Origin of the sequence: Ectopseudomonas guguanensis (assembly GCF_900104265.1) — a bacterium.
GTDB lineage: Bacteria > Pseudomonadota > Gammaproteobacteria > Pseudomonadales > Pseudomonadaceae > Aquipseudomonas > Aquipseudomonas guguanensis.
Genome location: NZ_FNJJ01000015.1, coordinates 57,245 through 78,059, shown reverse-complemented (window position 1 = coordinate 78,059; position 20,815 = coordinate 57,245). Strand labels below are relative to the sequence as shown.

General features: G+C 63.6%; 19 protein-coding genes. 10 read left to right on the top strand and 9 right to left on the bottom strand.

What is annotated here, in order from left to right; genetic code table 11:
* The first annotated feature begins 4 nt into the window (after positions 1–4).
* From BLS61_RS20155 to BLS61_RS20140, 4 genes are all read left to right on the top strand, one after another.
* Positions 5–1,318, top strand: a complete 1,314-nt coding sequence (locus BLS61_RS20155; RefSeq protein ID WP_090433867.1) for an OprO/OprP family phosphate-selective porin — start codon at positions 5–7, stop codon at positions 1,316–1,318.
* 82 nt (positions 1,319–1,400) lie between these two features.
* Complete coding sequence (locus BLS61_RS20150) at positions 1,401–2,534, top strand: GNAT family N-acetyltransferase (RefSeq protein WP_090434030.1); 1,134 nt, start codon at positions 1,401–1,403, stop codon at positions 2,532–2,534.
* A 470-nt stretch (positions 2,535–3,004) separates the two neighbouring features.
* A complete protein-coding gene (gene putP / locus BLS61_RS20145; protein ID WP_090433865.1) occupies positions 3,005–4,489 on the top strand; it encodes a sodium/proline symporter PutP in 1,485 nt (494 codons plus the stop codon).
* 98 nt (positions 4,490–4,587) lie between these two features.
* Complete coding sequence (locus BLS61_RS20140) at positions 4,588–4,800, top strand: VF530 family protein (RefSeq protein WP_090433863.1); 213 nt, start codon at positions 4,588–4,590, stop codon at positions 4,798–4,800.
* Between the two features lie 4 nt (positions 4,801–4,804).
* Here the strand turns inward: BLS61_RS20140 and BLS61_RS20135 are convergent, their stop codons facing one another.
* Together BLS61_RS20135 and BLS61_RS20130 are read right to left on the bottom strand one after the other, a co-directional pair.
* On the bottom strand, positions 4,805–5,689 hold the full coding sequence (locus BLS61_RS20135) for an alpha/beta hydrolase (protein WP_090433861.1): 885 nt from the start codon (positions 5,687–5,689) through the stop codon (positions 4,805–4,807).
* Between the two features lie 94 nt (positions 5,690–5,783).
* Positions 5,784–8,882 (bottom strand): transglycosylase domain-containing protein, encoded by a 3,099-nt coding sequence (locus BLS61_RS20130; protein ID WP_090433859.1) that lies wholly within the window; start codon positions 8,880–8,882, stop codon positions 5,784–5,786.
* Positions 8,883–9,100: 218 nt separating this feature from the next.
* Here BLS61_RS20130 and BLS61_RS20125 point away from each other — a divergent pair, with 218 nt between their 5' ends.
* The 3 genes from BLS61_RS20125 to BLS61_RS20115 are packed head-to-tail and all read left to right on the top strand — an operon-like array spanning position 9,101 to position 11,026.
* Positions 9,101–9,781 (top strand): class I SAM-dependent methyltransferase, encoded by a 681-nt coding sequence (locus BLS61_RS20125; RefSeq protein WP_090433857.1) that lies wholly within the window; start codon positions 9,101–9,103, stop codon positions 9,779–9,781.
* Between the two features lie 2 nt (positions 9,782–9,783).
* Positions 9,784–10,218 carry a VOC family protein gene (locus BLS61_RS20120; RefSeq protein WP_090433855.1) on the top strand — a complete coding sequence of 145 codons (435 nt, stop codon included), beginning with the start codon at positions 9,784–9,786 and terminating at the stop codon, positions 10,216–10,218.
* A complete protein-coding gene (locus tag BLS61_RS20115) occupies positions 10,205–11,026 on the top strand; it encodes an aldo/keto reductase (protein ID WP_090433854.1) in 822 nt (273 codons plus the stop codon). Before BLS61_RS20120 ends, BLS61_RS20115 begins: the two co-directional genes overlap by 14 nt.
* A gap of 97 nt (positions 11,027–11,123) precedes the next feature.
* On the opposite strand, the gene BLS61_RS20110 is transcribed toward BLS61_RS20115, so the two are convergent.
* Together BLS61_RS20110 and BLS61_RS20105 are read right to left on the bottom strand one after the other, a co-directional pair.
* A complete protein-coding gene (locus tag BLS61_RS20110) occupies positions 11,124–12,080 on the bottom strand; it encodes a hypothetical protein (protein WP_090433852.1) in 957 nt (318 codons plus the stop codon).
* Positions 12,081–12,100: 20 nt separating this feature from the next.
* Positions 12,101–13,816 carry a proline--tRNA ligase gene (locus BLS61_RS20105; protein ID WP_090433850.1) on the bottom strand — a complete coding sequence of 572 codons (1,716 nt, stop codon included), beginning with the start codon at positions 13,814–13,816 and terminating at the stop codon, positions 12,101–12,103.
* A gap of 128 nt (positions 13,817–13,944) precedes the next feature.
* On the opposite strand from BLS61_RS20105, the gene BLS61_RS20100 reads away from it, so the two are divergent.
* Positions 13,945–14,352 (top strand): PaaI family thioesterase, encoded by a 408-nt coding sequence (locus BLS61_RS20100; RefSeq protein ID WP_090434028.1) that lies wholly within the window; start codon positions 13,945–13,947, stop codon positions 14,350–14,352.
* Between the two features lie 68 nt (positions 14,353–14,420).
* Here BLS61_RS20100 and BLS61_RS20095 read toward each other — a convergent pair whose 3' ends face one another.
* On the bottom strand, positions 14,421–15,689 hold the full coding sequence (locus tag BLS61_RS20095) for an OprD family porin (protein ID WP_090433848.1): 1,269 nt from the start codon (positions 15,687–15,689) through the stop codon (positions 14,421–14,423).
* 642 nt (positions 15,690–16,331) lie between these two features.
* Here BLS61_RS20095 and BLS61_RS20090 point away from each other — a divergent pair.
* Both BLS61_RS20090 and BLS61_RS20085 read left to right on the top strand, forming a co-directional pair.
* Entirely contained in the window at positions 16,332–16,763 is a 432-nt protein-coding gene (locus BLS61_RS20090) for an HIT family protein (protein ID WP_090433845.1), read from the top strand.
* Complete coding sequence (locus BLS61_RS20085; RefSeq protein WP_090433843.1) at positions 16,760–16,966, top strand: SlyX family protein; 207 nt, start codon at positions 16,760–16,762, stop codon at positions 16,964–16,966. The genes BLS61_RS20090 and BLS61_RS20085 overlap by 4 nt, the downstream gene beginning before the upstream one ends.
* Before the next feature lie 41 nt (positions 16,967–17,007).
* Here BLS61_RS20085 and BLS61_RS24125 read toward each other — a convergent pair whose 3' ends face one another.
* The 4 genes from BLS61_RS24125 to BLS61_RS20065 all read right to left on the bottom strand — a co-directional run bounded on the left by BLS61_RS24125 (position 17,008) and on the right by BLS61_RS20065 (position 20,741).
* The gene (locus BLS61_RS24125) at positions 17,008–17,622 is read right to left on the bottom strand and encodes a cold-shock protein (protein ID WP_090433842.1); all 615 of its coding nucleotides are present in this window, start codon (positions 17,620–17,622) and stop codon (positions 17,008–17,010) included.
* A gap of 173 nt (positions 17,623–17,795) precedes the next feature.
* Positions 17,796–18,863 (bottom strand): GGDEF domain-containing protein, encoded by a 1,068-nt coding sequence (locus tag BLS61_RS20075; RefSeq protein WP_090433840.1) that lies wholly within the window; start codon positions 18,861–18,863, stop codon positions 17,796–17,798.
* Between the two features lie 95 nt (positions 18,864–18,958).
* Complete coding sequence (locus BLS61_RS20070; protein ID WP_090433838.1) at positions 18,959–19,429, bottom strand: Dps family protein; 471 nt, start codon at positions 19,427–19,429, stop codon at positions 18,959–18,961.
* Positions 19,430–19,622: 193 nt separating this feature from the next.
* The gene (locus BLS61_RS20065; RefSeq protein ID WP_090433836.1) at positions 19,623–20,741 is read right to left on the bottom strand and encodes an HD domain-containing phosphohydrolase; all 1,119 of its coding nucleotides are present in this window, start codon (positions 20,739–20,741) and stop codon (positions 19,623–19,625) included.
* Positions 20,742–20,815 lie beyond the last annotated feature (74 nt).

Here is a 20,815-nt window from a genome sequence, read left to right as displayed (position 1 = left end):
CTCGATGATCCGTAAGCACTTCGCCGGTTTCGCAGCCAGCGCCCTGGCTCTGGCCGTCTCCGCCCAGGCTTTCGCCGGTACCGTCACCACTGACGGCGCCGATATCGTGATCAAGACCAAGGGCGGCCTCGAAGTCGCCACCACCGACAAAGAGTTCAGCTTCAAGCTGGGCGGCCGTCTGCAGGCCGACTATGGCACCTTCGATGGCTTCTACACCCGCGACGGTGACAAGGCCGACGCTGCCTACTTCCGCCGTGCGTTCCTGGAACTGTCCGGTACCGTCTACAAGGATTGGAAATACGTTCTCAGCTACGACCTGGCTCACAACGCCGGCAGCAGCGATGACGGTTACTTCGACGAAGCTTCGGTGACCTACACCGGCTTCAACCCGGTCAACATTCGTGTCGGCCGCTTCGACCCGGACTTCGGTCTGGAGAAGGCCACCAGCTCCAAGTGGATCACCGCCATCGAGCGTTCCGCCATCTATGAAATCGCCGATTGGGTCAACGGCCACGAGAACGGTATGGGCGTACAGGCCAGCTCGGTCATCGGCAACATGGCCTTCATGTCCGGTGGCGTCAGCGCCAAGGACACCAACGATACCGATGGCGAGAGCGTCAAGCAGTTCAACCTGCGCGGCGTGTTCGCCCCCATGGCTGAGCCGGGCAACGTCCTGCACCTGGGCCTGAACTACGCCAATCGCGGCCTCGACGACGTCGCCGCCGATGCTCGTATCCGTCCGCGTCTGACCGTCCGCGGTGTATCCACCAACGGTGGTAACGACGCCGGCACCAACGGCAACCGTGCCGTCTTCGGCGGCTTCCAGGGCGTGGCTGGTGACTTCGACAACGACTCCGCCTGGGGCGCCGAACTGGCTTACGCCATGGGCCCGTTCTCTGCTCAGGCCGAGTACCTGGCGCGCAAGCTGAAGGCTGACCGCGCTGGCATCGAAGACATCAAGGCCAATGGTTACTACGCGCAACTGGCCTACACCCTGACCGGCGAATCCCGCGGCTACCGTCTGGATGGTGCACGCTTCGATGCGATCAAGCCGTCCGACAAGCAACTGGGCGCCTGGGAAGTCTTCTACCGTTACGACAACATCAAGATCGAAGACGACAACGTCACCGTAGCTACCGCCACTCGCGAAGTGGGTGATACCAAGGCCAAGCTGCACACCGTCGGCGTGAACTGGTACGTCAACGACGTGGTCAAGGTCGCTGCCAACTACGTCAAGGCCAAAACTGACGGCATCACCAACACCGCTGGCGACGACGACGGTGACGCCTTCGTGATGCGCCTGCAGTACGCGTTCTGATGCATCGCTGATTCTGCTCCTGAATTGAGCCCCGCCTTTGGCGGGGCTTTTTTTCGTCCGCCGCTTTCGCCAGACTGGCGCCATGCCTCTGCACACCCTGACCCAACTGTCCCAACTACCGGCCGCCAGCTGGGATGCCCTGCTGCCGACTTCGCAGCCGTTCCTGCGCCACGCCTTCCTTTCCTCGCTGGAGGACAGTGGCAGCGTTGGCGGCCGCACCGGCTGGCTGCCGGCGCACCGGCTCTGGTGCGATGCGCAGGGCCAGGTGCAGGCGGCGCTGCCGGCTTACATCAAGCAGCACTCCTATGGCGAATACGTGTTCGATCACGCCTGGGCCGATGCCTGCCGGCGTGCCGGCATCGCCTACTATCCCAAGCTGCTGGGCGCGGTGCCGTTCTCTCCGGTGAGCGGGGCGCGTCTGCTCGGTGACGCGCACGCCGCCGCGCAGCTGCTCGACGAGCTGGCGGACGAACTGGACGACCAGGGCTTGTCGAGCCTGCATATCAATTTCACCAGCCCGGCCTGCGATGCGCTGATGCTGCAGCGGCAGGGCTGGCTGGAACGTCTCGGCTGCCAGTTCCACTGGCACAACCGCGGTTATCGCGATTTTCATGACTTTCTCGACGTGCTCGCCTCGCGCAAACGCAAGCAGATGCGCAAGGAGCGTGAGCAGGTCGCAGGGCAGGGTATCGATTTCGACTGGCGGGGCGGCCACGAGCTGAGCGAGGTGGACTGGGACTTCGTCTACCAGTGCTACGCCAACACCTACCATGTGCGCGGCCAGGCGCCCTACCTGACGCGGACGTTCTTCAGCCTGCTGGCCGAGCGCATGCCGGAGGCGATTCGCGTGGTGTTCGCCAGGCAGCACGGCCGTCCGCTGGCCATGGCCTTCAGCCTGGTCGATGGCGACACCTTCTACGGTCGCTACTGGGGCTGCCTGGCCGAGTTCGACCGGCTGCACTTCGAAACCTGTTTCTATCAGGGTATGGAGCGGGCCATTGCCGAGGGGCTCGAACGTTTCGACGCCGGTGCGCAGGGCGAGCACAAGCTGATTCGTGGTTTCGAGCCGGTGCTTACCCACTCGTGGCATTATCTGCGCCACCCGGGGCTGCATGCCGCGGTTGCCGAGTTCCTCGAGCAGGAGCGCTCTGGCGTGCGGGTTTACGCCGAACAGGCGCGCAGCTATCTGCCGTTTCGCCAGGCCGCCGGCGGCTGATCGGGCGATCAGTTCGGCGGCGCAGGGCCGAAACAGCTGTTTGCCGGAAGTTCCCCGCGTCGGAGATTTCTGCAAAAACTCCAGAGCTTTCAGCAAGAAGCCTGTTCACATCTGCCACTAAATTCCGCCCTTCACTTTCGTTACGACCGTTTTTGTCTGCGCCGATTGGTCAGACCAGCTTCGCTGGGCTAGACCGATAACAGCGGTTACAGCAGCCCAGGCGTGGTGGTAACGCGATTCGGTGGCCGCAGGCGCAAGCCAGGGAGGTCAGGGAAAGTGCTCAGGCACTTGCCGATGCAGTGACGAAGCGGTGGAGGTTTCACTGCACCGGTTATCTGCCCCTGATCGTGCTCGCCAGGCATCGGTGTGACGAGGAAAAGAGACCGGAGCCCCGCATCCGCAAAAGCGGGTGCACTTTGCCAATCAGGGCACGGTGCCCGAGAACAACAAACGAGAGGGGAGCCCCCCAAATGACAGCTAGTACTCCAATGCTCGTCACCTTCGTGGTGTACATCGCAGCCATGGTGCTAATCGGCCTGATCGCCTATCTGCGCACCAAGAACCTTTCCGACTACATCCTCGGTGGCCGCAGCCTCGGTAGCTTCGTCACCGCGCTGTCCGCCGGCGCTTCCGACATGAGTGGCTGGCTGCTGATGGGCCTGCCGGGCGCCATCTTCGTTGCCGGCATCTCCGAAAGCTGGATCGCCATCGGTCTGGTGATCGGCGCCTACCTCAACTGGCTGTTCGTCGCCGGTCGTCTGCGCGTGCAGACCGAGCACAATGGCAACGCCCTGACCCTGCCCGACTACTTCACCAACCGCTTCGAGGACAACAGCCGCATCCTGCGCATCTTCTCGGCGCTGGTGATCCTGGTGTTCTTCACCATCTACTGCGCTTCCGGCGTGGTGGCCGGTGCCCGCCTGTTCGAGAGCACCTTCGGCATGTCCTACGAGACCGCGCTGTGGGCCGGCGCCGCGGCGACCATCGCCTACACCTTCATCGGTGGCTTCCTGGCGGTGAGCTGGACCGACACCGTGCAGGCCACGCTGATGATCTTCGCGCTGATCCTCACCCCGATCGTGGTGATGATCGCAACCGGCGGTTTCGATCCGGCCATGGTCGCCATCGAGGCGGTCGACGCCACCAACTTCGACATGCTCAAGGGCGCCACCTTCGTCGGCGTGATCTCGCTGATGGCCTGGGGCCTGGGCTACTTCGGCCAGCCGCACATCCTGGCGCGCTTCATGGCCGCCGATTCGGTCAAGTCGATCCCGGCTGCTCGCCGCATCTCCATGACCTGGATGATCCTGACCCTGGCTGGCGCCGTGGCCGTGGGCTTCTTCGGCATCGCCTACTTCTCGGCGCACCCGGAAGTGGCCGGCCCGGTCGGCGAGAACCCTGAGCGCGTGTTCATCGAACTGGCCAAGCTGCTGTTCAATCCCTGGATCGCCGGCATTCTGCTGTCCGCCATCCTGGCGGCGGTGATGAGCACCCTGAGCTGCCAGTTGCTGGTGTGCTCCAGTGCGCTGACCGAGGACTTCTACAAGGCCTTCCTGCGCAAGGGTGCCTCGCAGACCGAACTGGTCTGGGTCGGCCGCGCCATGGTGCTGCTGGTGGCGCTGGTCGCCATCGCCCTGGCCGCCAATCCGGAAAACCGCGTACTGGGCCTGGTGTCCTACGCCTGGGCCGGTTTCGGGGCTGCGTTCGGTCCGGTGGTGATCCTGTCGCTGCTGTGGAAGGGCATGACCCGCAACGGCGCCCTGGCCGGCATGCTGGTCGGTGCTGCCACCGTGATCGTATGGAAGAACTGGATCGGTCTGGGCCTGTACGAGATCATCCCGGGCTTCATCCTCGCCACCCTGGCCATCGTCATCTTCAGCCGTATCGGCAAGGCGCCCAGCCAGTCGATGCTCGAGCGCTTCGACAAGGCCGAGAGCGAATACAAGTCGGTGTAACCTTGCCGGCCTGACCCAAAGGCGATGACTGCTCGGCAGCCATCGCCTTTTTCGTTTCCGGGCCTAAGATAGGCACACCTTTTTCGACGGATGCTCCCATGACCAGCAATGACCCGCTCCACGGCCTGACCCTGCAGGCGATACTCACCGCTCTGGTGGAGCGCATCGGCTGGGAGGGGCTGGCCCGTCAGGTCGACGTGCGCTGTTTCAAGCATGAGCCGAGCATCAAGTCGAGCCTGACCTTTCTGCGCAAGACGCCCTGGGCACGGGCCAAGGTCGAGCAGCTCTACCTGCAGCACTGCAAGCCCTGACCCTTCAGTTGATCTCCAGCCCCAGCGCCTGCAGGGCCTGTCGGTAACTGTTGCCGGCCATGCGCAGGCCGTTGTTGTGGTTGGCGCCCTCGATCAGCAGCAGTTGCTTGGGTTCGCTGGCCGCCTCGAACAGCGCTTCGCTGAAGCGTGAGGGCACATAGCGGTCGTCACGCCCGTGGGCGATCAGCACCGGAATGCCCACGTCGGCGATCTTGCTCAGCGAGTCGAACTCCTGCGACAGCAACCAGCGCACCGGCAGTGAGGTATTGGTCACCGCTGCCGCCACATCGCCCAGATTGGTGAAGCTGGACTCGACTATCAGGCCCGCGGCTTGCGCCGCCTCGTCCTCGCCGGCCAGTTCGTGCGCCAGATGGACGGCCACCGCGCCGCCGAGCGAATGGCCGTAGATAAAGCGCTTGTCCGCCTCGGGTTGCAGGCGCGTCAGGTGCTGCCAGGCGATCAGGGCATCCTGATAGACGCTGCGCTCGGAGGGCAAGGCGCCCCGACTCTGGCCAAAGCCACGGTAGTCCACCGCCAGGACGGCAAAGCCCATGGCGTGCAGCTGTTCGATTCGAAACAGCTGGCCGGTCAGGTTCCAGCGCGAGCCATGCAGATAGAGCAGTGCCGGGGCATCCTGGCGCGCTGCCGGCCACCACCAGGCGTGCAGGCTCTCATCGGCGCCCAGTTCCGGTGATTGCAGCTGCACGTCCTCGATGCCGGCGGGCAGGCCGCGGAACCAGTGGGCCGTGCCAGGCTCGATGCGAAACACCAGTTCGCGCTCGGTCTGTTCCAGCTTGGCGCAGCCGATCGGCAGCAACAACAGCAGGCAGGCCAGCACGGTCAGGCTCAGACGACGGCGGCGCAGCAGGGCGAACCAGGACGAAGGCATGGATGGGGCTCACGAACGACACGGATGATGCTGCCATGGACTGCACAGGCGGTGCCGGGTTTCGCCCAGCGGCGGCCGCTGTGGTTACCAGGTATTACCGCAGGCGGATCTGCGCTGCATTCAGCGGCGCGTCGCAGAGCGTGGCGCTGCCAGGCTCGAGATAGGGCGTGAGAATCGGCGCCATGCCCTTGAGCACCTGGACCGGCAATGCCGAGGTGAAGGTGAAGCGTTCGGCTTCGCGCCCCGGCACGAACGCGGTGAGGGTGCCGTAGTGCCGCGGGCCGAGGAAGAACACGAAGGTGGCCGTGCGGTTCATCGCCCGCGAACTGATCACCCGGCCGCCCGCGCCGACGCTCTCGATGCGGTTGTCGCCGGTGCCGGTCTTGCCACCGAGCGTCAGGTTGCGGCCATCCGGCAGCTGGAAGGTGCCCTGCAGGCGCCGCGCGGTACCGCCCTCGACCACCTGGGAGAGGGCATTGCGCAGCGCTGCCGCGACTTCGGACTGCATCACCCGCCTGCCGCCATGGAGATCGCTCTCGACCCGCGTTTCATAGGGCGTGCCGGCGGCGAAGTGCAACTCGTCGATGCGCAGCACCGGCTGGCGGATACCGTCGTTCTGGATGATGCCCATCAGCTCGGCCAGTGCCGCCGGCCGGTCACCGGAGCTGCCCAGCGCGGTGGCCAGTGACGGAACCAGATGCTGGAAGGGGTAGCCGAGGTTTTTCCAGCGGCGGTGGATGTCGGAAAAGGCCTCGACCTCCAGCATGATGCGGATGCGGCTGTCGCGTGCGCTCTTGTGTCGGGTGCGCAGCAGCCAGCCGTAGACTTCCTGGCGCTCGTCGACGCTGGCGGCCACGGCGTCGCTGAAGCTGGCTTGCGGATTGTCGATCAGGTAGCCCAGCAGCCACAGTTCCAGCGGGTGTACGCGCGCGATATAGCCCTGATCCGGCAGGCTGTAGGCGCCGGGGCCGTAGTCCTTGTACAGGCGGGCGATGCGCTGGTCACTGAGGTTTTCCTGCGGCAGCTGCGCTCGCAGGAATGCGGCGAAGGTCGCTTCGTCGGCGTGCGGCAGCAGGTAGCGGTGCACGGCACTCAGGCGTACCGAGGTCTGGCGCAGGCCGCTGAGGAAGGTCTCCAGACGCTGTTGTTCCGGCTGGCCCTGGTATTTGCGCCAGAAACGCAGCAGGAAGGTGCGCCCCTCCTGGTCGGCGAAGCGTTGCAGGTATTGCTGGCGGCGCGGGTCCTTGTCGTCCTTGAGCAGCTCGGCGCTGTTCTGGTAGGTGCTGTAGCGCACCAGGTCGCGCATCAGGCGCACGAAGGGCAGGTTGATCGATTCGCGCAGCGACTCGCGCAGGGTCGGGTTGCGGCCATTGTCCTCGCGGCGGAAGTTGCCGAAGGTGTGCAGCCCGCCGCCGGTGAAGAAACGCTCCTGCGGACTTGCCGAATAGCGCCGCTCCAGCGCCGCTTCCAGCATGCCGGCCAGGTCCGCCCCGGGGTTGGTCAGCAGGTAGTCCACGGCCCAGCGGCTGAGGTGGTCCTGCTCGGCGATCTCCACCTGGCGCAGCTCGGCCGGGCTCTTGCCGACGTGGCGTTGATGCAGTTCGGCGATGATTTCCAGGTAGGTGGTCAGTACGCGCAACTTGGCAGTGGAGCCGAGTTCCAGCTTGCTGCCCTCGTTGATATCGAAGGGCTGGTCGGTGCTGTCGGTCTGCACCCGCACCCGGCTGCCGGTCGGGGTGCGTTCGAACAGGGTGAAGCTGTAGCGCACCTCTGCGGTCTTCTCCGGCGACAGCAGGCGTTCGCCGAACAGGCCGATCTTGCCGGCGAACGCAGGGTCGGCCAGGTTCTGCAGGTAGGCGCTGGCCTGCTGCTGCAGGTCGCGCTGCAGCGTGCTGCGCGCGGCCAGATCGAGGCGGTCCAGATCGTAAAGCGGCATGCCCAGCAGGTTGGACAGGCGCGAGCGTGCCACGCTGATGCCTTTGTCGCTCTCCACCGCACGCAGGTTGGGTTCCTGCTGCCAGTCGCGATATTGCAGTCGCTGGGCGAGAGCGGCGTCGCGCAGATCGGCGTCGATCAGCCCGCCGTTGGCGAGCAGGCGAATGTGGCTTTCGGTCAGCGCCTCCATGTCGCGCCGACCTTGTGCAAGGTAATAGGAGGGGCGGCGCTGGGCGATCATCAGCGACAGCACCTGGCGCAGGGCCAGGCCGCGCTCGGCCAGGCTGGCGTCGGGCGAGCGGCGTGGGTCGAGCAGGGCGTTGCTGCGCTCGAAGTCGGCGCCATACCAGATGCGCAGGCCGTCCGCCAGACCATGCACCTCGCCGTGGCCGGGCGCGGCGGACAGCGGCACGCTGTTGAGGTAGTCGCGCACGATACGCTGGCGCGCCTCCAGCGTCTGTGGCCCTTGCTGGTAGGCGCGCACGCTGGCGGACATCATCTGGCGCAGTTTTTCCCCGGCCGAGAGCGTCAGCCCGTCCGGTGAGTGGCGATACTTTTCCAGCTGAGTGGCCAGGGTGCTGCCGCCGGCGGACTGGTCCTGCATGTCGAGCATCTTGCCCAGCTGCGACAGCGCCGCCATGGCGAAGCGTGGCCAGTCCACCGCCGGGTTGGCCAGCGGTTGCGACGGGTCGAGCAGGTTCCGGTTCTCGATGAACAGCAGGCTGTCGACCACCAGCGGCGGAATGCTGGCGAAGTCGGCGTAGCCCTGCTGTGGGTAGAGAAATTCGTAGAAGGGCGTGCCGCGGCAGTCGCTGATGCTCAGGCCGCTCTGGCTCTTCTCGGTAAAGGGCGGGAACAGGCCGCGGCGGCTGTAGGCCAGCAGTTCGTCGGAGAAACGCGACTGCTCGGTAACCTGATAATCGCGTTGCTGCAGGCGCTCCAGCATCAGCGGCAGGTAGGCGTAGCCCTGGCGTTTGTCGAAGGGGCCGTCGGTCGGGTAGATGATGCGGTCACTGGGCCCGGGTTCGACGCGGTAGGTGAGGCTGGCGGCATAGCGGCTCAGCTCGCGCGACTGAAAATGCGCGCTGCGTGATTCGAATACCAGCAGTGCGGTGGCCGCCAGTAGCAGCAGTACCAGCAGCAGATACAGACCAAGACGCCAATGGCGCCTTGTCGAGGTCGGCTTTCGCTGACCCTGCACACCTGCCGCGTGGGCCAGGTGACGCTGCTGCGGATTCATTTGCCATGATGCGCCCATAAGTCACCGGCCTGGTCTGTCAGCATCATATGAACCGCGAGATCGGCGCTTACCGGATGTCGACTGCGGGTCGGACCGCCGCTCGTCTCGCTGCTCTCACTATCAGACTAGACGCTGTCGCGCCGTCTGGCTGGCGGTTTTTGCATCCGGGCAGTCCGTACCTCGAGGCTGGGCAGGCCTGCTAGACTCGCTGCAACGCACAGGTGCAGGGAATCATCATGCAGCGCGACCACCGAGAGCAGCTTCAGCAAAGCTGGCAGGCCAATGCCGATGCCTGGGCCGCAGCGGTGCGCGAGCAGCGTATCGAAAGCCGGCGGCTGGTCACCGATGCCGCGATCATCCAGGCCGTGCTGGCGCTGCAGCCCAGGCGGGTGCTGGATATCGGTTGCGGCGAAGGCTGGCTGTGCCGGGGACTGGCCGAGCACGGCATCGAGCCGGTCGGGGTGGATGCGTCCGCGCCGCTGATCGAGGCGGCCCGCGCAGCCTGCGACGGGCGAAGCCAGTATCGTGTCTGTGGCTATGCCGAGCTGGACGCGCATGCCGAGCAGCTCGGGCGTTTCGAGGTGCTGGTGTGCAATTTCGCCCTGCTCGAGGAACCCTTGCAGCCGATTCTGCGCAGCCTGCACGGTTTGCTGGCGCCCGGCGGCAGCCTGCTGATCCAGACCCTGCATCCCTGGCGCGCCAGCCATGGCGAGCCCTATCAGGACGGCTGGCGGGTCGAGGATTTCGTCGGCTTCGGCGAAGGCTTTCAGGCGCCGATGCCCTGGTTCTTCCGCACCCTGCAGTCCTGGCTGACCCTGATCGGCGAAACCGGCTGGCGCCTGGAGTGGCTGCAGGAGCCGCTGCATCCCGAGAGCGTGCAGCCGGTGTCCCTGCTATTGCTGCTCAAACCGCTCTGATCATGCAATTGCTGCTCAACCTCGATGTTCCCGATCTGCCAGCCGCGGTGGCCTTCTATCAGCAGGCATTTGGGCTGACGGTTGGGCGTGAACTGTTCGACGGCACTGTCGTCGAGATGCTCGGTGCAGGCGTACCGCTTTACCTGCTGCAAAAGGCCGCCGCCACTCGCCCCTGCCCAGAGACCGGCGTGCTGCGCGACTACAGCCGGCACTGGATGCCGCTGCACCTGGACCTGGTCGTTGCAGACCTCGATTTGGCGTTGGCTCGCGCACTTGGCTCGGGCGCGCAGCAGGAAGGTGAAATCCATGAATATGACTGGGGGCGCCTGGCCACACTGAGTGATCCCTTTGGTCACGGGCTGTGCCTGTTGCAATGGCGTGGCAAGGGATATGACCTGGTCACAACCCATGGGGGAGAAATCGATGCGCAGAATTGAATTGGCTGGTAGGCAAGTGCCGGTGATCGGCCAGGGTACCTGGCGTATGGGCGAGGACGAACGCCTGCGCTCTCGAGAGGTCGCCGCGCTGCGTGAGGGGCTGGACCTGGGGCTGAGTCTGATCGACACCGCCGAGATGTATGGCGAGGGCGGCGCGGAGCAGGTGGTGGGCGAGGCCATCGCCGGGCGCCGCGACGAGGTGTTCCTGGTCAGCAAGGTGTATCCACACAACGCCAGCCTGGGTGGGGTCCAGGCGGCCTGTGAGCGCAGCCTGAAACGCCTGGGTTGTGAGCATATCGACCTGTACCTGTTGCACTGGCGCGGCCGCTATCCGCTGGCCGAGACCGTCGAGGGTTTCGAGCGGCTGCGCGAGCAGGGCAAGATCGGCGCCTGGGGTGTTTCCAACTTCGATCTGGACGATCTGCTGGAGCTGGATCGGCCGGCCTGTCGGAGCAATCAGGTGCTGTATAACCTGCAGGCGCGAGGCATCGAGTACGACCTGTTGCCCTGGCAACAGTGCGTGGGCATGCCGCTGATGGCCTACTGTCCGCTGAGCCAGGCTGGCGACCTGCTGCACGCGCCTGCGTTGCGCGAGGTCGCCGAGCGCCACGGCGTGACGCCGGCTCAGGTGGCGCTGGCCTGGACCATCAGGCAGGACGGCGTGATCGCCATTCCCAAGGCCGTGAGCAGCCTGCACCTGCGCGATAACGCCGCCGCGGCATCGATAACGCTGCAGAAGGATGATCTGGCACTGCTCGACGCGGCCTTCCCGCCGCCGCGCCGCAAGCAGACCCTGCAGATGGTATAGCGCGCATTGCCACTCGGTAGGGTGCGCCGCGCGCACCGAGTCTGCCGGAATGTTCGGAGTACTCCCCGCGCCACCCCAAGGAACCGGAGCGGCGCACTCAGTTGGCAGGATCGGCCGCCAGGCGTCCGGCGTCCTTGAGCAGGGCCTTGAGGAAGGCATCCTGCAATTCGGGATCGTTGCGCGTCAGCTCGATCAGGCTCTGTTCCAGCTCGCTGGCTTCCTCTTCCAGACCCAGATCGGACAGGCGCTTGACCCGGTGCACCCACTGGGCCACGTCGTCTCCTTCGAGGTCGTCGAAGATCAGGTCATGCGCCTCACGCAGTTTGCCGCGCAGGGTATGGCTGACCATGAGAGTCGCTTCGGCGCGCGCGATATCATCGCCGAGGCGATCCTCCACGCTCAGCTGCAGCATGTTCAGGCGGGCGATATCCTGCTCGGTGAAGGGGCTGTCCAGCAGGTTGAGGCGCAGGACCCCGGTGCTGTCGGTGAGCAACTCGAACTCCTGACCACCGGCCTTGACCTGAACCGGACGTTCGGACCAGGGCAGGTTGATGTACTCCATGCGGCGGTCACGCTGCACCTCGTTGATGCTGGCCAGGTTCTGTTCGGCGCGGCCATTGGATTCCACGTTCATGAACGGGTTGAGGCCGGCCATGCCGTAACTGATCCAGTCGCGGGTCGCGGTTTCCGGCAGGCTGCCGAGCAGCACGACGTTGAGGATGTTGGCGCCGACCCCGGCAACCACCGCGACCGCGCCCATCGGCACTTCATAGATCTCGCGCCAGGCCTGGTAGGGGGTGTAACGGTCGTAACGACGCGTCACCTCGAAAGCCGTGACCTCGTAGCTTTTCTGGTCATGCACACGCACGCGGCGTTGCGGCAGCTCCAGCACCTTGGGTTCGCCGGCATCGATCTGCAGCTGGTGATCCAGCAGTTTGCGTTCGACGCGCTCCTCATGCTCGCTACGTTGCGGCAGCTGGTTGGCACAGCCGCTGAGGAAGAGGGCGCCGCACAGGGCGGCGCCGATGAGGCGAAGGTTGCTGCTCGTGTACATGATGTCTCGGTAAGGCGTGATCAGCGGCTGATACGGGCTTGCAGGAAGGACAGGATCTCGGCCAGCGGCACGGCTTGCGCTTCGGTTTCGGCGCGGCTCTTGTACTCGAGGTTGCCCTCGGCCAGGCCGCGGTCGCTGACCACCACGCGATGCGGAATGCCGATCAGCTCCATGTCGGCGAACTTGATGCCGGGGCTGGTCTTCTTGTCGCGGTCGTCCAGCAGCACTTCGAAGCCGGCGGCGGTGAGCTCGGCGTACAGCTTGTCGGTGGCCTCGCGTACCTGCTCGGTTTCGTAGCGCAGCGGCACCAGGGCGATCTGGAAGGGCGCCAGGGCGTCGTTCCAGCGGATGCCGCGCTCATCGAAATTCTGCTCGATGGCTGCTGCCACCACGCGAGAAACGCCGATGCCGTAGCAGCCCATGGTCAGGGTGACCGGCTTGCCGTTCTCGCCCAGTACCTGGCAGTTCATCGCCTCGCTGTACTTGGTGCCGAGCTGGAAGATATGACCGACTTCGATGCCGCGCTTGATCACCAGGGTGCCCTGGCCATCCGGGCTGGGGTCGCCTTCGACGACGTTGCGCAGGTCGGCCACGGTCGGCAGCGGCAGATCGCGCTCCCAGTTGACGCCGAAATAGTGCTTGTCTTCGATGTTGGCACCGGCGGCGAAGTCGCTCATCAGCGCCACGCTGCGATCGACGATGCAGGGGATCGGCAGGTTGACCGGGCCCAGGGAACCGGGGCCGGCACCGATGGCGGCGCGAATCTCCGCTTCGCTGGCCATCTGCAGCGGGCTTGCCACCTGCTCCAGGTTGGCGGCCTTGATCTCGTTCAGCTCGTGGTCGCCGCGCACGATCAGGGCAATCAGCTTGCCTTCCTCGGCGGCGTGTACCACCAGGGTCTTGATGGTTTTTTCGATGGCCAGGCCAAAACCCTGCACCAGCGCGTCGATGGTCTTGGTCTCGGGGGTGTCGACCAGGCGCATCGCTTCGGTCGCAGCACCGCGCTCTTTCTCGCGCGGGATGGCCTCGGCCTTCTCGATATTGGCGGCGTAGTCGGACGTGTCACTGAAGGCGATATCGTCTTCGCCCGAGTCGGCCAGCACATGGAACTCGTGGGAACCGGTGCCGCCGATCGAGCCGGTATCGGCCTGTACCGGGCGGAAGTTCAGACCCAGGCGGGTGAACACGTTGCAGTACGCCTGGTGCATGCGGTCGTAGGTTTCCTGCAGGGACGCCTGGTCGGCATGGAAGGAGTAGGCGTCCTTCATGATGAACTCGCGGCCGCGCATCAGGCCGAAGCGCGGACGGATCTCGTCACGGAACTTGGTCTGGATCTGGTAGAAGTTGATCGGCAACTGCTTGTAGCTGTTCAGCTCGTTGCGGGCCAGTTCGGTGATCACTTCCTCGTGGGTCGGGCCGACGCAGAATTCGCGGTCATGGCGATCCTTGATGCGCAGCAACTCGGGGCCGTACTGGACCCAGCGACCAGACTCCTGCCACAGCTCGGCCGGTTGAATGGCGGGCATCAGCACTTCCAGAGCACCGGCGGCATTCATTTCCTCACGCACCACGTTCTCGACCTTGCGCAACACGCGCAGGCCCATCGGCAGCCAGGTGTAGAGGCCGGAGGCCAGCTTGCGGATCATGCCGGCACGCAGCATCAGCTGGTGGCTGATCACCACGGCATCGGAAGGGGTTTCTTTGAGGGTCGAGAGCAGGAACTGACTGGTACGCATGTTTGGCCGTTCTGTCGGTTGCTAGGGCTTGAAGTAGGCCGGCATTGTACGGTGCCTATACAGTGGCGTACAGGACGGGCGCAGGCGCGAGGGCGCTGCAGCCTTCACGGGAGGAGTAGAGAGTGGGATTGACTGCGCTTGAGGTGCAAACGCTGATTCGCTCTGGGCTGCCGATGGCAGAGGACATCGACCTGCGGATCGACCGGCTGGACGAGGAGGGCGTGCTGGCGCGGGTGCCCTTCCATGCCAAATTGGTGCGCCCGGGCGGCACGCTTTCCGGCCCCACCATCATGGCGCTGGGAGACGCGGCGATGTATGCGGTGGTACTGGGGCGTCTGGGCCGGGTGGAGATGGCCGTGACCTCCAATCTCAATATCAACTTTCTGGTCAGACCCAAGCCGGTCGACCTGCTGGCTGCAGCGCGGATACTGCGCTTGAGCCGGCGCCAGGCAGTTTGCGAAGTTTCGTTGTATTCGGCTGGTAACGAGGACGAGTTGGTCGCGCATGTAACGGGGACTTATGCTCTTCCATTGTAAATCTTGAATAAAAAGAAAGGCCCGGTTTCCCGGGCCTTTCTTATTCGAGCGCTAACAGAGTCCTGAAATTACAGGATGCTCAGCGGGTACTCGAGGATTACGCGAACTTCGTCGATCGACGGAGAACCGTAGTAGACACCGTCGCTGCTGCGATAGGTGGCTTGACGAACGCGCATGTTGAGGTCTTTGGCCGGGCCATTCTGAACGGTATAGCCAACCTGAATGTCGCGTTCCCACTCTTTGCCGTTGGTGGTGTCGCCTACATCAGCGTCGGTACCACGTACATAGCGAGTCATGAACTTCAGGCCCGGTACACCGAACTCGGCGAAGTCCAGGTCATAGCGAACTTGCCAGGATTTCTCATCTTCAGCGTTGAAGTCAGAGCGCTGAATGGAGTTGGCCAACCAGATGGTGCCACCGCCGTCTACACCGTAGTCGTAGCCGATGCCGTCAAAGCCGCCGTGGGATTTTTGGTAGGCAAGAGTGAATGTATGAGCGCTGATGTTGTAGGCCGCAGCGAGACTCCAGATGGTGTTTTTCTCGCTCGAACCGGTATCGGTGTACTCTTTGTCGTACTTGGTGCGATAGATGTTGAAGTCGAAATTCAGCGACTGAGCTTCGCCCAGGCCGATGGTGTAATTGACGTTACCGTAGTATTTCTTGAAGGCATCTTCTACGTCGGAGTAGTACAGCGAGGCCGACAGATCGTCATTGAAGCTATAGCTACCACCGAGTACATCTGCGCTCTTGAGGCCGATGCTGTCGTGGTAGGTCTGATCTTGGGCATTGATAGCAGTGAAGTGGCCAGCGTGCAGTTCCAGGCCTTCAATTTCATTGCTGGTGACCAGGAAGCCTTCAGCTACTTCCGGCAGCAGGCGGCTATCATCGGTGCTGAATACAGGCAGAGCGGTGAACTGGTCACCATACTTCAGAACAGTATTGGACAGACGCAGTTTGACCGCGCCACCGGCTTCAGAGTAATCGTCCTGCGAGCGGCCGTCGCTGCCGGTGGGGAACAAACCAGAGCCAGCGCGACCTTTGCCACTGTCAAGTTTGATGCCCAGCAGACCGATGGCGTCAACGCCGAAACCGATGGTGCCCTGAGTGAAGCCAGACTCGAAGGTACCAATGATGCCATGGCCCCATTCTTGCGGGTCATCATTGCGATCTGGACCTGCATTGCGGAAGTCGCGGTAGAAGTACAGGTTGCGGTTCAGTACGTTCAGGCTGCTGTCTTCGACAAAGCCGTTGGACTCGGATTGCGCGCTGGCGAAAGCCAGTTGGCTGGTGCCCGCGGCTACTGCCAGGGCGATTACGCTCCACTTCATCACTTGCATCGTGATTGCTCCTTGGGTTTAGAAGAGTTGCGCTGCCCACTGTTTTGTTATATGGGCGGCTCTTTCTTTTTGTGTCGGCGCTAACTTATAGCACGCAGCCAATGTTGGCGATAGTTGCAGTCTATTCAATGCGTCTTCGTTCATGCCGGTGTCGCATCGTGCATTGAAGAATGTCGCAAATCTATAGCTCTGTACTTGCGTTTCGTTGCACCAACGCCATCGCGGCTCTGGGTGTCTGGGCCGCTGTTATTGGTCGACTGCACGGCTTGCCGAGCATTGCTCTCACTGTTAGCAAAAGTCATGCTCAAAACCCGTCGTTCGCGCTAAAACCTTGATTTTAAGGTGTGCATCCTCTTGGCCGAGGGCGCGGACGCTGCTTTCAGGCGGTTTGCCGAGGGGCCGGCTGCCCTCATGCTCGGTCTCGGACGGGGCGGCGCCGGCTCGTCGTCTGGCGTATCGCCGGTAACGTTTGGCATTGCCTATTACGGTAGGAAACAAAATGGTGCACGTCTGCGGTGCGCGCATGCCCATGCTGCATTGCGTTGGTGCGCGGCGCCCCGGATGAATTGTCCATCGCGCCCGCGTATGCTGCGCGCCCATCCTGGCGCTACGCTTGATCGATCTGTTAAGGAGGAGAGCCTGATGTTCACCCTGGATACACGTCTGCAGCAGGATTGCCTGCTGGTCGGGGACTTTCCCCTCTGCCACCTGCTGTTGATGAACGATTGCAACTACCCCTGGTTCATCCTCGTGCCGCGCCGCGAAGAGGTCAGCGAGCTGTTTCAGCTCGATGCTGCTGATCAGCGCCAGCTCTGGCATGAAACCACCTTGCTGGCCGAAGTTCTCAAGGACACCTTCGCCGCCGACAAGATGAACGTGGCCACGCTTGGCAACGTGGTCAGCCAGTTGCACATGCATGTGATCGTGCGCCGCCGCGATGACGTCGCCTGGCCTGCGCCGGTCTGGGGGCGGCATCCGGCGCAGCCTTACTCCGGGCAGCAGGTGGCGCGGATCGTCGACAAGCTGCGCCTGGTGCTGACCGAGGACTTCCAGTTCGCCGGAGAATCCGCATGAGCCTCGAGTCGCGGATCATGGAGCTGGAAAGCCGCCTGGCCTTTCAGGATGACACCATTCAGGCCTTGAGCGATGAGCTGGTCGAGCAGAATCGCCGCATCGAGCGCATGCAGCTGCAATTGGCCGCTCTGGCCCGCCGTCAGGAAGAGTTGAATGGGCTCGCCGGTATCGCCGAAGACGAAGCGCCGCCGCCGCACTACTGATACGAAAAAGCCCGGTTTCCCGGGCTTTTCTCTGTGTGCCGTCAGCGCCGCGAAGGGGCCGCCGCGATCACGTCTTCGGCCTGCAGGCCCTTGTCACGCTGCATGACCGAGAACTCCACGCGCTGGCCCTCGACCAGCACGCGATGGCCCTCGCCACGAATGGCGCGAAAGTGCACGAAGATGTCTTCGCCCGAGTCGCGGGAGATGAAGCCGAACCCCTTGGAGGTATTGAACCACTTGACCGTCCCGGTCTCGCGGTCTTCCTGAGGCGTGCCGGAACTGGCCGGCTGGGATGCATGGTGTTCCCGGCTGCGAGGCTGGGCGTTGAGCTGCGCCGCCAGGCTCAGCACTACGGCCACGACCACGGTCAGTAGCGGCAGCCAGATGGCAGGTTGGCCGCCGATGTTCGGCAGCGGTGCCAGCAGGATCAGGCTCTGGACCACGGCAGCCAGGATCAGCAGGGCAGAGGACAGGCCCAGCAGCTGTTGGCGTACGCCTGGCAGGTTCGGTTGTTGCGCTGCCGCAAGCAGGTTGAGCAGGCCGGTCAGGGCCAGGTAGACGGCATCCGGGGTGGTCAGGAACGAAGTGGAAAAGCCGGGTACGGCGGACAGCAGCAGGGCGGCAAACCCTGTCACGAGATGGGCAATCTTCAACATCTTTGACGAACTCACTGATTGAATGATGACTCAAGGTGTCGCGGAGGGAGCGCACTTTGCTTATGGCAAGCTGAACGGCCATGGCGCGCGCCGGTATACAAGGTTGGCGGCGCCGCAGGATGGTAACGCGACGCGCGGACCTATTTAACAGCAAAGGCGGGGGGCTTCTCAAATCAAGCAGTTAGCATCTTTTCGCCGATGATGGGGTGCACCTGGTTGCGGCCTGCGCGTTTGGCCTGATAGAGCGCGTCATCGGCGCGGGTCAGCAGTGATTCGAAGGTGTCGCCGGGTTCGGCCATGGCGCAGCCGAAGGAAGCGGTGATGCTGTCGAGAACCTGATCGGTTCGCCTGACCTTGACCCTCAGGGACTGGATCTTGTGACGCAGTCTTTCGGCGAAGTCGAGAACTTCGTTGATACCCATGCACTTGCGTAGCACCACGCAAAACTCTTCGCCGCCATAGCGTGCGGCAAAGGCTTCCGGTGGCAGCAGATCGCGCAGCAGCTGGCCGACGTGTTGCAGTACGCGGTCGCCGAGCGGATGGCCGTACTGGTCGTTGAACTGTTTGAAGTGGTCGATATCCAGAATCACCAGCGCCAGTCCCTGCTGCGACTCGGCCAGGGCGCGCTCCAGCAGGCGGGTGAAGGCGTGGCGGTTGAACACGCGGGTCAGGCTGTCGAGCGTCGCCGCGAGGTGGGCGCGCTCCAGCTGGCTGCGCAGGTGGGTGATTTCCTCTTGCGCGGCGCGCAGGCGGTAGAGGAATTTTTCCTGCTGATCCTGCATCAGCTGGGTGCTTTCCTGCAGGTCGCTGAGCACGCTGGGCAGGTCGTCGATGATCGGCTCCTGCAGCGCGCTGAGGCCCTGGCTCAGGCTCTGCTGGTAGTGCTGGCTGCCGATCACGCTACGCGAGACGTCGCCTTCGATGTCATCGACCAGTTCGATGACCTGTTGCTGGCCGGCGCGTGCCTCATCCAGTTCGCCGCGGATGATGTAGTCGCGAAACAGCCGGCTGGCGGTTTCTGCGGGAAATACGTCGAAGTCCTCGACCACCTTGTCCAGGCGGCGGTTCAGTTCCGGCTCGCTGCCTCGGCTGTAGGTGTACCACAGCGCGTAGTGCACGGGATTGGGCGGAATGTCATGGCGCATCATCAGCGGTACGGCCTGCTTCAGGAGCTCGGCCGCCTCGCGGGTTTCCTCCGGATACAGTTCGATGATGCTGGGCGGTTTGCTGGATTGACTCATGGACTTGGAAACTCGATGGCGAATGGCCAGAGCATAGATCAGAGCGGTGTCTCGTGCCTAATGAAAAGGCCCGGATAACCGGGCCTTCGAGCATCTCAAGCAGCTAGCAGACTGCGTAGCATCCAGGCGGTTTTCTCGTGCACCTGCATGCGCTGGGTCAGAAGGTCGGCGGTGGGCTCGTCGCTGACCTTGTCCAGCAGCGGGAAGATGCCGCGAGCGGTGCGTACGACGGCCTCCTGGCCCTGTACCAGCTGTTTGATCATTTCCTCGGCGCTGGGTACGCCTTCCTCTTCCTTGATCGAGGACAGGCGGGCATAGGCCGCATAGGTGCCGGGAGCCGGGAAGCCCAGTGCGCGAATGCGCTCGGCGATTGCATCGACTGCCAGGGCCAGTTCGGTGTACTGACCCTCGAACATCAGGTGCAGGGTGTTGAACATCGGCCCGGTAACGTTCCAGTGGAAGTTGTGGGTCTTCAGGTACAGGGTATAGGTGTCGGCCAGCAGGCGCGAAAGGCCTTCGGCGATTGCGGCGCGATCCTGTTCGGCGATTCCGATATTGATTTCCATGGTTTTTCTCCTTTCAGGTGAGCCCAGGGTTCTATCCGCAGTGTTGGCCGGAGCCTAACACGCAGGGCGTCGGGATGATCTTGGCTTATATCAATGAAAGCGATGTTTAGAGGCTATTGATAACGCGCGGTTCATTTTCGGGCACAAACCTGCCGGCGCGAGGTCGCGCTATGGTCATTCATGCGCCTGGCTTTCAGCCATGCGCCAGCTCGGGCTTCTGCTGCAGCGTGCGGTTGAATGCGTCCACCCACTGTGGGCTGAATTGCTGGCCGGCGAGGTTGTTGATCTCGAGGATCGCGCGTAGCAGGGGGCGTTTGCTCAGTGTCTGGTGCGCGCGTTCATGGGTTCTTGCGTCGAAGGTGTCGACGATGTGCAGGATCAGTGCGCCGGGGGCGATCTCGCTTTCACGCAGGCCCTTGGGGTAACCGCTGCCGTCGGCGTGTTCCTGATGCTGAAGGATGATTTCCATCGCGCCTGCCCACTCCGGCATGCGTCTGAGCAGGTCGCTGGCCAGGCGTGGGTGGCTCTGCATCATGCGTCGCTCTTCGCGGCTCAAATGGCTTTGCTTGTGCAGCAGTTCCAGGGGCAGGAAGGCCATGCCAAGGTCATGCAGGCAGACGGCGGCCGCCAGTTGCTCCGGCTTTTCGGCATGTCCACCGGTTGCATTGATGCTCAGCGCCAGTTCCAGCAGGCGCAGGTTGCGCCCGCGCCAGTAGGGCGAACGCTGTTCGGCGGCCTCGGCCAGCGCGCAGAAGAACTGCAGATCGGCCTGGGGCGCGATTCCATGGCGTGCCAGCAAGGCTTCGGCGCGGTCTGGTTGCGCCTCGTCAGCTGACTGCAGGCGGGTACTGGGATCCATCTGCTGCAGCAGCGCGATGCGGGCTTCGGTCTGCTGCTCGGCTGGCGCCACGGCCAGGGCCTGCAGGGCGTTGCAGAGCTGGGTCACCTGGCTGTCGCTCAGGGCTGAATCGGTGCCGCCCAGTGCCTGATGCACCAGGGCGCGCAGGTGGTCGAGGCTCAGCAGCAGGATGTCCCCGAGCAGGCTGTCGAATGCCAGGCGGCCCGAGCGCAGCGCGTCGAGTACATCTTCCATGGCTTGTGGCAACGGCATCAGCTCGTTGAGGTCGACATAGCCGAGGTTGCCCTTGAGCGTATGGATCAGGCGGAACAGCTCACGCAGCCGCTCGCTGCTCCTTGGCGCGTGCTCCAGTTCGATCAGCAATTGTTCGCAGCGGGGAAACTGCTCGGCTGCGTCGAGGCGAAAGTCTTCCAGCAGGTCGTCGGACAGGTCGCTGCGATCGGGTAGGGCCATGGTCGTTCTCCAGGCAGGAGGCGCTCTTCATTATAGAGGCCATCTGCCGGGCGGCTGCGTCACGACGATTTACG

What these genes read in the sequence shown, in the direction of transcription:
- BLS61_RS20155 (WP_090433867.1), top strand. Translation starts at nt 5, where the DNA reads ATGATCCGTAAGCACTTCGCCGGTTTCGCAGCCAGCGCCCTGGCTCTG.
- BLS61_RS20150 (WP_090434030.1), top strand. Translation starts at nt 1,401, where the DNA reads ATGCCTCTGCACACCCTGACCCAACTGTCCCAACTACCGGCCGCCAGC.
- putP (WP_090433865.1), top strand. Translation starts at nt 3,005, where the DNA reads ATGACAGCTAGTACTCCAATGCTCGTCACCTTCGTGGTGTACATCGCA.
- BLS61_RS20140 (WP_090433863.1), top strand. Translation starts at nt 4,588, where the DNA reads ATGACCAGCAATGACCCGCTCCACGGCCTGACCCTGCAGGCGATACTC.
- BLS61_RS20135 (WP_090433861.1), bottom strand. Translation starts at nt 5,689, where the DNA reads ATGCCTTCGTCCTGGTTCGCCCTGCTGCGCCGCCGTCGTCTGAGCCTG.
- BLS61_RS20130 (WP_090433859.1), bottom strand. Translation starts at nt 8,882, where the DNA reads ATGGGCGCATCATGGCAAATGAATCCGCAGCAGCGTCACCTGGCCCAC.
- BLS61_RS20125 (WP_090433857.1), top strand. Translation starts at nt 9,101, where the DNA reads ATGCAGCGCGACCACCGAGAGCAGCTTCAGCAAAGCTGGCAGGCCAAT.
- BLS61_RS20120 (WP_090433855.1), top strand. Translation starts at nt 9,784, where the DNA reads ATGCAATTGCTGCTCAACCTCGATGTTCCCGATCTGCCAGCCGCGGTG.
- BLS61_RS20115 (WP_090433854.1), top strand. Translation starts at nt 10,205, where the DNA reads ATGCGCAGAATTGAATTGGCTGGTAGGCAAGTGCCGGTGATCGGCCAG.
- BLS61_RS20110 (WP_090433852.1), bottom strand. Translation starts at nt 12,080, where the DNA reads ATGTACACGAGCAGCAACCTTCGCCTCATCGGCGCCGCCCTGTGCGGC.
- BLS61_RS20105 (WP_090433850.1), bottom strand. Translation starts at nt 13,816, where the DNA reads ATGCGTACCAGTCAGTTCCTGCTCTCGACCCTCAAAGAAACCCCTTCC.
- BLS61_RS20095 (WP_090433848.1), bottom strand. Translation starts at nt 15,689, where the DNA reads ATGCAAGTGATGAAGTGGAGCGTAATCGCCCTGGCAGTAGCCGCGGGC.
- BLS61_RS20090 (WP_090433845.1), top strand. Translation starts at nt 16,332, where the DNA reads ATGTTCACCCTGGATACACGTCTGCAGCAGGATTGCCTGCTGGTCGGG.
- BLS61_RS20085 (WP_090433843.1), top strand. Translation starts at nt 16,760, where the DNA reads ATGAGCCTCGAGTCGCGGATCATGGAGCTGGAAAGCCGCCTGGCCTTT.
- BLS61_RS24125 (WP_090433842.1), bottom strand. Translation starts at nt 17,622, where the DNA reads ATGTTGAAGATTGCCCATCTCGTGACAGGGTTTGCCGCCCTGCTGCTG.
- BLS61_RS20075 (WP_090433840.1), bottom strand. Translation starts at nt 18,863, where the DNA reads ATGAGTCAATCCAGCAAACCGCCCAGCATCATCGAACTGTATCCGGAG.
- BLS61_RS20070 (WP_090433838.1), bottom strand. Translation starts at nt 19,429, where the DNA reads ATGGAAATCAATATCGGAATCGCCGAACAGGATCGCGCCGCAATCGCC.
- BLS61_RS20065 (WP_090433836.1), bottom strand. Translation starts at nt 20,741, where the DNA reads ATGGCCCTACCCGATCGCAGCGACCTGTCCGACGACCTGCTGGAAGAC.